The 13622-nt window shown below is 42.8% G+C and carries 8 protein-coding genes, 1 tRNA gene, 3 pseudogenes and 1 riboswitch; of the genes and pseudogenes, 3 read left to right on the forward strand and 9 right to left on the reverse strand.

All coding sequences use genetic code 11. The features are described 5' to 3' along the window. The first annotated feature begins 172 nt into the window (after nt 1–172). Nucleotides 173–325 carry a ribbon-helix-helix protein, CopG family gene (locus tag AC058W_RS02505; RefSeq protein ID WP_118246941.1) on the forward strand — a complete coding sequence of 51 codons (153 nt, stop codon included), beginning with the start codon at nt 173–175 and terminating at the stop codon, nt 323–325. 569 nt (nt 326–894) lie between these two features. Here AC058W_RS02505 and metA read toward each other — a convergent pair. The 3 genes and pseudogenes from metA to AC058W_RS02520 all read right to left on the reverse strand — a co-directional run. Further along, nucleotides 895–1826: pseudogene (gene metA / locus AC058W_RS02510) on the reverse strand (homoserine O-acetyltransferase MetA). A 37-nt stretch (nt 1827–1863) separates the two neighbouring features. Further along, a complete protein-coding gene (gene ligA / locus AC058W_RS02515) occupies nt 1864–3822 on the reverse strand; it encodes an NAD-dependent DNA ligase LigA (protein ID WP_117843839.1) in 1959 nt (652 codons plus the stop codon). An 88-nt stretch (nt 3823–3910) separates the two neighbouring features. Then, nucleotides 3911–4564 (reverse strand): annotated as a pseudogene (locus tag AC058W_RS02520) (pseudouridine synthase); the annotation flags it as partial. A gap of 194 nt (nt 4565–4758) precedes the next feature. On the opposite strand from AC058W_RS02520, the pseudogene AC058W_RS02525 reads away from it, so the two are divergent. Continuing rightward, a pseudogene (locus tag AC058W_RS02525) lies at nt 4759–4824 on the forward strand (DUF6783 domain-containing protein); the annotation flags it as partial. A 60-nt stretch (nt 4825–4884) separates the two neighbouring features. Beyond that, entirely contained in the window at nt 4885–6315 is a 1431-nt protein-coding gene (locus tag AC058W_RS02530; protein WP_118609547.1) for a polysaccharide deacetylase family protein, read from the forward strand. Between the two features lie 243 nt (nt 6316–6558). Here the strand turns inward: AC058W_RS02530 and AC058W_RS02535 are convergent, their stop codons facing one another. From AC058W_RS02535 to AC058W_RS02560, 6 genes are all read right to left on the reverse strand, one after another. Further along, a complete protein-coding gene (locus AC058W_RS02535) occupies nt 6559–7464 on the reverse strand; it encodes an SH3 domain-containing protein (protein ID WP_243098423.1) in 906 nt (301 codons plus the stop codon). Nucleotides 7465–7557: 93 nt separating this feature from the next. Beyond that, nucleotides 7558–7629: transfer RNA gene (locus AC058W_RS02540), tRNA-Arg, on the reverse strand. Nucleotides 7630–8052: 423 nt separating this feature from the next. Continuing rightward, nucleotides 8053–9630 (reverse strand): Na+/H+ antiporter NhaC family protein, encoded by a 1578-nt coding sequence (locus AC058W_RS02545; RefSeq protein WP_119244969.1) that lies wholly within the window; start codon nt 9628–9630, stop codon nt 8053–8055. Between the two features lie 252 nt (nt 9631–9882). Next, nucleotides 9883–10049: riboswitch (Lysine riboswitch) on the reverse strand. 185 nt (nt 10050–10234) lie between these two features. Further along, a complete protein-coding gene (locus AC058W_RS02550; RefSeq protein ID WP_117843841.1) occupies nt 10235–11068 on the reverse strand; it encodes a hypothetical protein in 834 nt (277 codons plus the stop codon). 16 nt (nt 11069–11084) lie between these two features. Continuing rightward, nucleotides 11085–12203 carry a DUF6077 domain-containing protein gene (locus AC058W_RS02555; RefSeq protein ID WP_117676049.1) on the reverse strand — a complete coding sequence of 373 codons (1119 nt, stop codon included), beginning with the start codon at nt 12201–12203 and terminating at the stop codon, nt 11085–11087. Beyond that, nucleotides 12200–13622 (reverse strand): xanthine dehydrogenase family protein molybdopterin-binding subunit (locus AC058W_RS02560; protein WP_479389668.1); only part of this gene is annotated, 1423 nt, incomplete at its 5' end. The genes AC058W_RS02555 and AC058W_RS02560, both read right to left, overlap by 4 nt.

A 13622-nucleotide genomic window follows, 5' to 3' on the forward strand; every position in this document is an offset into this window, starting at 1 on the left:
TCTATCTATCACCTTAACAATATTGCTTCTACAATTTTATCTCACCTCACCGGGCTATTGGTCGCCCAACAAGCGACATTTTTTGTATCAGTATTATTTTATCCTACTTTATACTATTTTTCAATATTATATCGCCTTTTTGCTATACTAATCAGCAAAAGGAGAGCTTCACATGAAACCATTGAAAAATAAGGTAAGCATCACACTGGATGCCGATATCATAGATAAGATTAAAGAACTTGCAGAGGAAGATGATCGTTCTTTCAGTCAGTACATTAATCTTGTACTGAGAGAACATATCAAGAATCTGGAGAAGACAGAATAAATAATATTGATCTGAAGATGTGGCGTCACAGATAACTAATCTTCAGAGTGAAAAAAGGGCAGCTGAGTATGTCATTTACTCAACCGCCCTATTATTATGTCTTGAAATATTGAGAGTTCTGTCTGCTGCAACGTGTCTTGAATACCACGCTCTACGCTCTCTACAGACCTGTCTCTCATCTGTTCAGAACGTTCTCTATACCGCCTATTCGTGCCATGCGTCCGTCCTGCGGATGGGAGTGTTATCTTCTTCGGATAGCGCTGAGAGTCGCTGTAGTGACGAGATACAGGCTTGTAAAGATACGGCTGATAAAATTCTGCAAAGTTCAGGGTAAAAAAAGGCTCCACATCAAATTGCCTTGCAGCATATCTGATATGAGCCAACACGTCATATAATACGATAGATGGGTTATCGTTTTATCTTAAAAGGTTTCCATACATATGTGATTTAAAAAAAAATTTCGTACACCATTTTTTTAAGTTCCGTACACCATTTTTACACCATTTTCGTGTGAAAATACGTGAAATTACGGTAAAATACGTGAAATCGTAAATCTCCGCAAATGCCCTTTAAATCTCGCTGAAATCCGGTGTTCCGTACAGGTCGAATGGAGTGCTCTGATATACGTAATAATTCAGCCAGTTTGTATAGAGGTTGTTTGCATGAGCTCTCCACATAAGAAGTGGTCTGTTCTCCGGGTTATTGTCTTTGTAATAGTTCAGGTATCTCTATCGGAAGATTTTTGCTGACATCTCGCTTGTATTCTCCGTCAAGTGTCACGCGGTCATATTCCGGATGTCCCATTACGAAAATCTTGCGGCCACCATCTGCCATTGCGAGGAAAAGTCCTGCTTCTTCTGATTCTGCAAGTACTGTCAGTTCTTTACAGTTATGGATATCTTCGATCGGCACTTCGGTGTGTCTGGAATGTGGTGCAAGGAACATATCGTCAAAGCCTCGTACCAGCGGGATCTTACGATTCAGCACTTTATGCCAGAAAAGGCCGAACATTTTTTTATCCAGTTTACGTTTCTTCAGGCCATAGTGATGATAAAGTCCAGCCTGGGCAGCCCAGCACAGATAAATCGTAGATGTCACATGATCATTCGTCCAATCCATAATCTCTGCCAATTCGTTCCAGTAGTCCCACTTCTTCAAACTCCATCTGCTCTACCGGCGCACCTGTGATGATCATTCCATCATACTTATTATCCTTTAACTCCGGAAATGTCTGATAAAATTTATTCAGGTGACTCATGGAAGTATTCTTGGATTCATGGCTCTGTACCGCCATAAATGTTACATCCACCTGAAGCGGTGTATTGGAAAGAGAACGAAGGAGCTGAAGCTCTGTCTCCTCTTTCAGAGGCATCAGATTCAGAATAAGGATCTGAATCGGGCGGATATCCTGATGGGACGCACGGGATTCATCCATTACGAAAATATTTTCTTTTTCCAGAATTTCTTTTACGGGCAGATCACCCTGTATTTTAATTGGCATTTTTCTTTTCTCCTGTTGTCTTATTTTTTATTTACACTCACTGCTGTGCCATCTTAAGGAAGTCTTTCTCCGAAAGAATCGGAATTCCCAGCTCCTTAGCTTTCTTATTCTTGGAAGAATTAGAAGTCGTATCATTATTGATCAGGTAATTCGTCTTAGATGTCACAGAGCCTGTAACCTTGCCTCCCAGTGATTCAATAAATTCCTTCGCCTGCGCTCTGTTTGCAAAATGTTCTACGCTTCCGGTGATAACGAAATTCATGTTCCGGAAAATCTGCTCGCCGGTCTTTTCTTCTTTCTTGATGGTCAGATAGCTCATCAAATGATCCAGTTTCTTATTATTCTCTTCTTTTGCAAAATAATCTGTCAGGCTTCTGGCAATCACCGGTCCAATAGTGTCAATGGAGCTGACCTCTTCTTCATCCGCATGGCGGATTTTCTCCAGGTCATCATCAAAATGGCGGCAGATTACTTTTGCATTTGCAAGTCCGATATTTGCAATTCCCAGACTGTAGATTACTTTTGCCAGAGTCGTCTCTTTTGCCTTATCCAGGCTGGCGATCAGGTTCTCAAAGGATTTCTCCCCGAATCCATCCATCTCTACGATCTCATCTCTGTGTTTCGCAATCTCAAAAATATCTCCGAAATCATGGATAAATCCTCTGGCAATAAATTTTTCCAGTGTCGCTTCAGACAATCCATCTATATTCATGGCATCTCTGCTTGCAAAAAGGGCAAAGGATTTAATCTTCTTGGCTGCGCAATCCGGGTTTGTGCAATAAAGTGCTTCTACATCATTCACCTTCTGAATCTCTGTGGCATGTCCACAGGCCGGACAGGTTTCCGGTATCTCCAGTTTACTGCTGCGGGTAAGATTCTCTGCAATCTGTGGAATGATCATATTCGCCTTGTACACCGTGATTATATCTCCGATACCGAGTTCCAGTTCTTTTACAATGCTGACATTATGCACACTGGCACGGCTGACAGTTGTCCCCTCCAGTTCAACCGGTTCAAAAACCGCCACCGGATTGATCAGACCAGTTCTTGACGGGCTCCACTCAATTTCCAAAAGGTGCGTTTCTTTGATCTCATCTGCCCATTTAAAAGCAAATGCATTTCTCGGAAACTTCGCGGTTCTTCCCAGGGAATCTCCGTATGCAATGTCATCATAAAGTGCCACCAGGCCGTCTGACGGGAAATCATTCTCTGTAATCGCTGTCGAAAAATATTCCATCGCTTCATCCAATGTAGCACCAGTCACTACCCGGTATTCAACCACATCAAATCCCTGTTCTTTCAGCCACTCAAACTGTCTTTCTCTTGAGTTCCGGAAATCTACGTTCTCTGCGCTTACAAGTGCGAACGCATAGAAGCGTACATTTCTGTGAGCTGTGATCTCATTGTTGAGCTGACGTACGGATCCGCTGCATAAGTTTCTGGGATTTTTATATTTGGCATCTACATCCTCTATCGACTCATTAATCCGTTCAAAATCGGAATATGTGATGATTGCTTCCCCACGAAGTACAAGTCTTCCCTGATAAGGAATCTTGAGCGGAACATTCTTAAATACTCTGGCATTATTTGTGACAACCTCACCTACTATACCATTTCCACGAGTGACTGCTTTTGCAAGTTCACCATTTTCATAAGTAAGAACGATCGTCAGTCCGTCCAGTTTCCATGACAGAAGCGTTTTGTGTTCTCCCATGAAGTCCCGCAGGACCTCTCTGTCTTTCGTCTTATCCAGAGACAACATCGGTGACTCATGCTCTTCTTTCGGAAGCTGGTCAACGGCTTCGTACCCTACGCTGATGGTTGGACTGTTTGCCAGAATGGTTCCGGTTTCCTTTTCCAGTGCCTGTAGCTCGTCGTACATCTGATCGTACTCTCTGTTGCTTATGAGTTCTATATCCTGCTGGTAATACGCCTTTGCTGCTTTGTCCAGTTTCTGCACCAGCTCTTTCATTCGCGTGATTGCTGCTGTTTCCATTGTATCCTCCTGTTTCGATCACTGTTTCGCTGGAAGAAGATACCAGCAAACGGTTCAGTTCTTCCCATTCCCGGGCAGTGATCTCTCTGTATTCGCCTTCTTTGATTCCATCCAGAGTCAGATTCATAATTCTGATTCTCTTTAACTTCTGTACTTCATATCCCAGATACTGACACATTCTGCGAATCTGCCGGTTCAGTCCCTGAGTCAGGATAATCCGGAAGCTGCATTCTCCCGTCTGTACTACCTTACACGGTCTTGTCACCGTATCCAGAATCGGAACTCCCCTGCTCATTCTGCGGATAAATTCTTTATCTAAAGGCTTGTTTACTGTAACAAAGTATTCTTTCTCATGATAGTTACCTGCACGCATGATCTTATTTACCAAATCGCCCTCATTTGTCAAAAGCAGCAGACCCTGTGACTCCTTGTCCAGTCTGCCTACAGGGTAGATCCGTAAAGGATAATCCAGGTAATCTGTCACTGTTGTTTCCTGGCGCTGTTGTTTCGTGCTGCACACGATTCCTCTGGGTTTATTAAAAAGAAGCATTACTTTTTTTCCATTTTTATGGACAGGTACATTGTCTATACAGATTTCATCTTCTGTGCTTACCTTCTGACCGCTTACAGCTTTCTGGCCGTTCACAGTGATCCTTTCTTCTTCGATCATCCGGTCCGCCTCACGTCTGGAGCATACACCCGCCTCGCTTAAATATTTGTTAATTCTGATTTTTTCGTCCATTTTTCTATTATATAATTTTTTTCCCGTCTTATCAACGGGGAAATAAACCAAAATTTGCCAAAGGGGATTTACCTTGTATTTTGTCGTTCTTTATTGTATGATAGGGCTAGCACAGCGTGTTTGAAAATTGCTTTTCGCAAATATACCGCAAAGTTACCATGCATCCGTAAGGAGCTGCCAGTGGCAGATCCTGGAGGTGGGGTGTTCAAATTGCGGGATTGATTTTTCAAACACGCTCTAAGGTTGTTGGATTTATCTGACTCCGTAAAATGCCGGATATTTCACCACAGCCTTATTACAACTACACAAAGGAGGCTTTTATGTCAGGCCATTTACCACGTACAAACCGCTGGCTGATCCTGCTTTCCATTGTTCTGTGTCTGATCTTCGGAGGAATTTTTACCCGTTCTTCTGCTGGTCCTTCACAGGTCAGCGCAGACAGTGATGCCGGAGTTTTTGTATCAGAAGATCAGGATTCTTCGGAGTTTTCTTCTGAAGGAACAGTGGCTGATAATAATGATAATTTTACAGATATTTCTTCCGATAGTTCCGATGATCTTTCACCTGACAGTTCAGATAATGCTTCGGCAAAAAATTCAACCGACAATGCATCCGAAACATTATCTGAATCTACAGAAGAAAAATCCGGCAAAAGCTCACAGAAAAACTCTTCAAAGAGTTCTTCCGCGGCTTCATCAGGCGGTCCTGCATTAAGTTCTGATATCTCAAAAGAGGCATCAAAAGGTCACTGGGCTTCCAGCGGAAGTAACTGGATGTTTCTTGTAAACGACAAGCCATATACCGGCTGGCTGACCGACACTGATGGCAAGCAATACTATATGGATGACACCGGAATCATGCAGACAGGCTGGACCGATATCGGAAAGAAACGATATTATTTCGACATGGATGGTATTTTGCAGACCGGGACTATTAAAGTTGATAAAAAAACTTATGAACTGAATGCGGACGGATCACTGAAAGATTATGTTCCAGCGAAGGATTCTTCTGATAAATCCAGGAAATCTTCCCAAAATTCTGATTCCAGGAATTCGGAAAGTTCCGGTAGCTCCGGCAAAGAGGCAGATGTCTCTGGCAATTCCAGTAACTCTGATACTTCTAAAGAAAACGATACTTCAACAACCCAGAAGGCAATCGCCCTTACATTTGATGACGGGCCAGGTTCCTTTACCAACCGTCTTCTGGACTGTCTGGAACAGAATAATGCCAAGGCTACTTTCTTTATGGTCGGCACTGAGATTGCCAGTTTTCCGGATGAGGTGAAACGTATGAAGGAGCTGGGCTGTGAACTTGGAAATCATACCTATGATCATACTGAGCTGACAACTTTATCTGCTGATCAGATCAGTTCAGAAATTGCTAAAGTGGATGAGCAGCTCGTCAATCTGACGGGCCAGGGAGCATCTGTTGTCCGACCACCTTATGGTTCCGTCAATGATACTGTTAAGGCTGCAATTGGAACACCTATGATTCTGTGGTCTATCGATACACTTGACTGGAAGACACTTGATGTCGAATCCACTGTAGAAGAAGTTATGAACAATGTAAAAGATGGTTCTGTTATCCTGATGCATGATATTTACAGTACTTCTGTAGACGCTGCTGAGATTCTGATTCCGCAGCTGATTGAAGACGGATATCAGCTTGTGACGATACACGAGCTGGCCGCACTGCATCAGACAGAATTATCCGGTGGAAATACATACAGTGAATTTCATAATGCTTCTTAGTTTATCATTATTACAGCACAAAAAATACTGCCTATCATCATTTTCCGATGAGTGGCAGTATTTTTTATTATCCGTATTTAACCAAATAAAGTAAGTCCCCTGCTTCAATTGCGAAGAGCAATAAGCAGTGGGTGGGGACTTGCTTGTATCAGAAGGGGTACAAGCCCCTTCTGATAAACTGCGAAGCAGTTATTTGGTTATGAGCAAGTAGCGAAAGCGGATTGCGAATATCCGATTGACTTGTTATTCAAGCAAGTCTCCCCTGATGTATCCGGTCTCACCATCATAATCAATCTGAACCCATTCACCATCAGTGCCTTTCTTCTCAACCTGCTCGCCTGCCGAAATCACGCCAAGGATCTCAGCATCTGTGCTTGCTTCAGCACGCACATTACATTCATCTGTAGTAGTAAGCATTGTGCCATCCTCTGCATCTGTTGACACACTTGCTTCCTCTCCGAGGCCATTTAAGAATTCTGCAAGAGATGAATCTGACTGCTGTGCCTGATCCAGCTCATTTTGTACTTTCTTTACAAGGTCAGAAACATCACTGTCTGACAACTGGTTCTCCATATATGCAGAAATTTCAGAATCCTGTAAAGCTCCGTTATCGATTACCCAGTTACCTTCACTGTTTTTATACACATAGAACTGAGTCAAAGCCGGTGCTTTCGTCTCGATACCCTGACAGATGTAAGAGAAACAGGCGTAAACCACGTAAGAATCATCTGTCATACCTTTCTTCGTGTACACATCGCCCACTTCATACCCTTCGATATAATCTTTCAAATTTGTGACTTTTGACTCATCGGATGGTGTAAAATCATCTTCAAGAGTCTTCAGCGTTGCAATATCTTTTTCCCCCAGAGCCTGATAATAGCTCTTAATCAATGCAGTGATATCTGCATCTGCTGTTTCCATGGGATTGGCGTCTTCTTTCTTCTCGTCAGACTCCCCTTCACTTGTCGGAGAAGAAGGAACATTTCCCTGGTCTGTGGATGTGGTCTTCTGTCCATCTCCGGAATTCCCCTTATTACTTCCGGAACAGGCACGAATGCTAAAAAACAGGACAACCACGATTATCAGAATCGCACCACCCAGCATAAAATACCGGAGGTTGTCTGACAACCATTCTCTGAAATCATCCAAGTTCTTGTCCTCCTTATGAGTCACTGTTCACTTCGTTTCTCAGCAACTCCTATATGATACAACGCACCGGAACTGTACATACGTCCCAGGCAGCACACCTGAAGGGAATCGAACCCCCGCACATGGTACCGGAAACCACTGCTCTATCCACTGAGCTACAGGTGCAGGTAAGACAATAAATTCAGTAACCTTCAATGTTCTTTAGTTACTAAATTTCCATTTATCATTCTATCACAGCCCTATGTAAAAGTAAAGTTTTTTTTGGAATATGCATAAATGTACCGAACTTATCTACTATTACGATAATTTACGAATCAGGCTGAAAATTTACGATATATTATAACAAAAATACCATGTCTTTAAAGTTTCTCTGCTACTGACATTTTTCACATTCTCTGAAGCAAAAATTTCTGTAACATAATCAGAAACTATGCAGAGCAGCAGTTTCGGCTATCCAAAGCAGAAATTCACTTCCTGCTCCGGATAGCCAATCCGCTACTCTGTCAATTTCTATCTGATGCCAGTACCGTGAATATTAAGTAATTCCTGTTTTAACATAAAAACTTAATTTCAGCAGTACTCATCTCTTTATATCTTCAGATCATCAAATTTCAGTCGGATAATCACCAGTGTAATCGCCATCAGAATGATTCCGGCCGGAAGTGCAATCCAAGGTGTCTGTACAAATCCTGCGATAATATAAGTCAGGAAAGATACAACCGCTGCGACCATTGCATACGGAAGCTGTGTGCTGACATGGTTTACATGCTCACACTGTGCACCTGCTGAAGCCATGATCGTTGTATCAGAAATCGGTGAGCAGTGGTCACCACATACAGCACCTGCCATACAAGCAGAAATAGAGATGATCATCAGTTCATGGTTTGTTCCTGAGAATACATCAACTACGATCGGAATCAGGATACCAAAAGTTCCCCATGAAGTACCTGTCGCAAATGCGATCACAGCACCGATTACAAAGATGATAGCCGGCAGGAAATTCATCAGTCCGCCCGCGGAGCTCTTAACAACTCCATATACGAAATCAGATGCACCCAGGCTGTCTGTCATGGCTTTCAGTGTCCATGCAAAAGTAAGGATCAGGATTGCAGGTACCATTGCTTTAAATCCATCCGGGATACATGCCATGCAGTCTTTGAAATTCATAACGCGGCGTACCAGATAGAGTACAATTGTGATCACAAGTCCAAAGAAACTTCCCAGCACAAGTCCAATAGAAGCATCACTCTGTGAAAAAGCAGTTACAAAATCAGTTCCGCTAAAGAACCCACCAGTATAGATCATACCAATAACACAGCACACTACAAGGCTGATGATAGGAATCAGAAGATCAATCACCTTGCCACGTGGATTACCCTTCTCATCCTCGGCAGAGTTTGCATAAGGACGTGCAGGTGTTGTATAAATATCACCTTTTAACGCATTTGTTTCATGAACACCCATCGGGCCAAATTCTACTTTCATAAAGACCATGGCGATCATCATGAAGATTGTAAGCAAGGCATAGAAGTTATATGGAATTGCATGTACAAACAGTGAGATTCCATCCTCTCCCTTTACGAACCCGCTGACTGCTGCTGCCCATGAAGAAATCGGAGCAATAATACATACAGGGGCTGCTGTCGCATCGATCAGATAAGCCAGCTTTGCACGGGATACGTTGTGCTTGTCAGTTACAGGACGCATAACGCTTCCTACTGTCAGACAGTTAAAATAGTCATCGATAAAGATCAATACGCCGAGAACAACTGTTGCAATCTCAGCACCGGCTCTTGTCTTGATTCTCTTACTTGCCCAGCGGCCAAAAGCTGCTGAACCTCCGGCTCTGTTCATCAGGCAAACCATTGTTCCGAGGATAACCAGGAATATCAGGATACCCATATTATAGGAGCTTGTCAGAACACTGATCATTCCGCCTTCAAAGATATGAAGGATCGTTCCCTCAAAGCTAAATCCTGAGTAAAACAGTGCGCCAACTAAAATTCCGATAAACAGCGAACTGTATACCTCCTTTGTGATCAACGCCAGCGCAATGGCAACGATCGGCGGAACCAGCGCCCAGAATGTACCATAAAATTTTGCAGATGCTGCCGCTTCTTCCTCTGCTGCAAGTACAGTCAACGGACTTGCAAGGATCATCAGCATGATCACTGACAGAACAGCTGATAATTTTTTTACATTTTTTTTCATGAATGTACCTCCCTCTTTTGTAGATATGTACGATATGTTACAATCCTGCCCGAAAGGCCTTTCATATCGCAAGAACATTACTGAGTAATTTCCTGTGATATTTTTATGTAACAGGAGATTCCAGCAGAATTTTCTATTACATAAAAAATACCACAAATGCATTCTGAAACACATTCGTGGTATCTGTTATACATTACAGTATACGTTACATCCGATAGCGCTTCACCCAGGTGACAGTACGGCGCATATTCTGCGACGTCCCAGGAATCTGCCCCCTGACCTGTCAGATTCCTTCGGCGGTTTTCCCTTTCTCCGGATGGGTGTCATTCCATCTCTCCCGGACTACTGATGAATCCCGCGCCTCTATCATTACATATCATCTCACTTACTGTATCAGTTTTCCTGACAAATAGCAATAGGTATCTGCTTCTTTTTCATTAGTTATTTTATTAACGAAAATTGCCCATACACTGCTATTTTTGAGGAATTTTGGCATAATATACCCAAAACAGGTTCTTCGGATAAGATTCCTTTCCGGCAAACTCTGTTTCCGGCAAGCCTAGCCATTATATTTATAAACATAATGAGTCTCTGTCTGTGCGACCAGTTCACATCCGTTATTTACCAGAAACTCATGATCTACCTGCCCGATTGCGGTTACCACAAAATCGGTCTTTGTCTTCCTGAGAGCTTTTTTGAATTGATCAGGGCTGTCATAAATATGATAATCGATCACATCCAGCAATGCCTTCTGCCGTTTATAAAAGCCACTGTTTTCATCGAAACTTCCAGCTACCGTACTTCCCGCGCGATAAATACTTGCATTTCGGCTGATCACAAGACCGATACCTGCATCATACTGTCTCACAATACTGTTTAAGCTGCTGTCAAATACAACCCTTGGGAAATCATTCTCCTGATTTTGGTGAATCACATCGCAGACTGCCCTCAGATCATCCGGAACTTTATATATATTCTCCGTCATCGCAAAATTGGTCACCACACCGTCAAGCGGATTCCCCAGTAACACAAAGCAGCCAAGTACGACTATCGCCGCAAGCGCGCGCTGCCATTTTTTTCTGAAAACACTTACCAGTTTTACCCCGTAATATGCTACGGCAGGAATCACCGGCAAAATCCAGATAAACCTGTAATATTCGTTTTCGAACTTCACTTTCGCGATCAGATATTTCACAACCAGCGGATTATAAACTGTGAGCAATAAGAAAAGTACATATCCTATAAAAATTCTGGAATTCTTTTTACGTCCCCAGATCAGCGTGCATATGATACCCACCACAAACAGAAAAGGATACCAGCAGGAACTCCAGTATAACTTCATACATGCACTGACAAAGCGGAGTCCATATTCCTGAATCGTTACACCTGCCATTATTATCTCCTCCTATTTAAGATGCCGCCAGCGTCAGCAGACCAATCCTGCATGCAAAAAAGACAGCCGCATACAATATTGACGGGATCATACACACAGCACAATATACCAAACCCGAAATTTTCTTATTCATAACTGCTACAGGTGCCATCCCCGCCGCGATTACGATTGGGAAAATAATCGCTGAACCGGAAAATGTCAATGCACTGACAGCTGTGATAAACAATACGATCCAGACATTTCTGTCGTTTTTTTCCTGAAGATACCATATCGCACACATCAGCACTGCCGGAATGGCGATATTGGCAAGAATTGCCTTTCCCTCATAACTTCTTGTAAAGAAAAAAGTACCTGAAGAATAAATCGTTCCACAAAACAGCTGTAACACACATGTGAATACCGCCATCAGGTCTGCTTTCTTTCTGTTTCCGTCAAACAGTCTCTTACCAATCTGGTAGATAATCAGGTTAGCTGTTATCACATTCATACATGACATCACAAGCTTTGCCTGTACAATCGGATGTATTCCCAGAAGCCTGCACCAGACTGCATTATTCATCGGATATGCAGAGAAAACATATCTGGCCTGAAAAACTTTCAGGATTATTCCATTGTAAGGATTATATCTGCCAAGCGTATCTGTATATACAGAAGTGCTCACCGTTCCCACATAATATGCCGCATCTACCGTCGTATCTTTATAGAAGATTACAATCAGGCACTGCAGAAGAACTACAGCACCTGCGATAATGATCATTATCGAATGCCTTTTCCATATATCAGAAATACTGTTGCCTTTTTTCGGTGTGATATCTCCGGAAATTCCTGCTGCATCTGGCAGATTCTTACTATACTTATCTTTTGTTTTTTTCTTTACAGCACAGATAATTGCCACTATAACAGTAATAATCATAAGTCCTGCCCATATACAGGCAGCCGTAGTAAGAGAAACCCATTTTAAAGTCATAGGCACTGTCACCAGTTCAAATACAGCAAAATACGTCAGATATCCAAGAATAAACGTCAAAGAAACGTCTTTTTTCATTTTCAGTATTCTTGTCAGAAGACTGCCCACAGCATAAAAAACTGCAAATTCCAGCACAAATCCTATACATGCAAGGCATAGTTCTTTCATCTGTCAACCTTCGCCCCTGTTTTGGTATTCTCTTTCATCTGGTCTTTTGCTTCCATTTTATTCTTCAGGATTCCCATCGCGATTTTCTCCGGAGTCATCGGAAGTTCTGTCAGACGTACACCTGTTGCATTGTAAATTGCTTCTGCAATTGCCGGACACGGGGTATCAATAACCAGTTCTCCGATTGATTTAGCGCCAAATGGGCCTGTCTTTTCGTAACTGCTCTCGAATGCCACACGAATATTTCCAATATCCTGTCTGGTCGGAATCTTGTACTGCATGAAGGAGTTATTGCGGATTTTTCCCTTGTCTGTGTACTGTACATCTTCCCAGAGTGCCATACCGATTCCCTGCGCAATACCACCTTCGGTCTGGACGCGGGCAAGATTTGGATTGATTGGCGTACCACAGTCAACTGCCGCTACATAATCAAGTACATCCACATTTCCTGTCTCTGTATCGACTTCCACTTCTACCATGCCAACCATGAATGGCGGCGGAGAAATCGGGGAGGAATGCTGCTGTACGACCTGAAGCTCGACATTGTTAAAGAATGTGCTCTTCAATGCGATATCTTCTATAGAAACTTTCTTTTCGGCCAGATCTGCCTTGTCATCTGCGGCCGTAGAAGTCATACTATTTTCATCTGCCGTGGCAGCATCACCATCTTCATCACAGTCATAATCATAGAAGACATAAGAACCATCAAAATCAACCTTGTTCTCATCAACTTCCATCATCTCTGCACCAAGCTTACAGATTTTCTTCTTAAGCTCCTCGCAGGCTTTCATTACTGCCACACCGGTAGTATATGTAGTGGAAGAAGCATAAGATCCTGAATCATACGGGGAAATATCTGTATCTACGCTAAATACTACAATATTATCCATCGGAGTATTCAGACAGTCTGCTGCAATCTGTGCCATAATCGTGTCACAGCCTGTACCCATGTCAGTACATCCAAGCGCAAGAGTATAGGATCCATCTTCATTTAACTTGATATCTGCTCCGCCGACGTCTACTCCCGCAATGGAAGACCCCTGCATTGCCATGGCAACACCAATTCCACGGACTTTGCCATTACCCATATCGCGGCGTGGGTATTTTGCATCCCAGTCCATCATCTCTTTGGCACGTGCCATACAGCGATCCATTGCACAGCTCTGTGCATATGGCACATCCGGATAACCCGGAAGAGGGCCACCTTCTACCGGCATATTCAGTTCCTTGATTTTAACAGGATCCATTCCCATCTGATGTGCAAGTTCATTTACCGCAGACTCTACCGCAAAAATACCCTGGGTAGCACCATAACCACGATAAGCTCCTGCTGCCTGTATATTTGTATATACAACATCAAAGGCAAACTTGTACGCTTCTGTATGTCTGTAAAGACCGATTGATTTATGCCCACTAAGT

The organism is Blautia sp. CGZ-1-C1 (assembly GCF_056504575.1).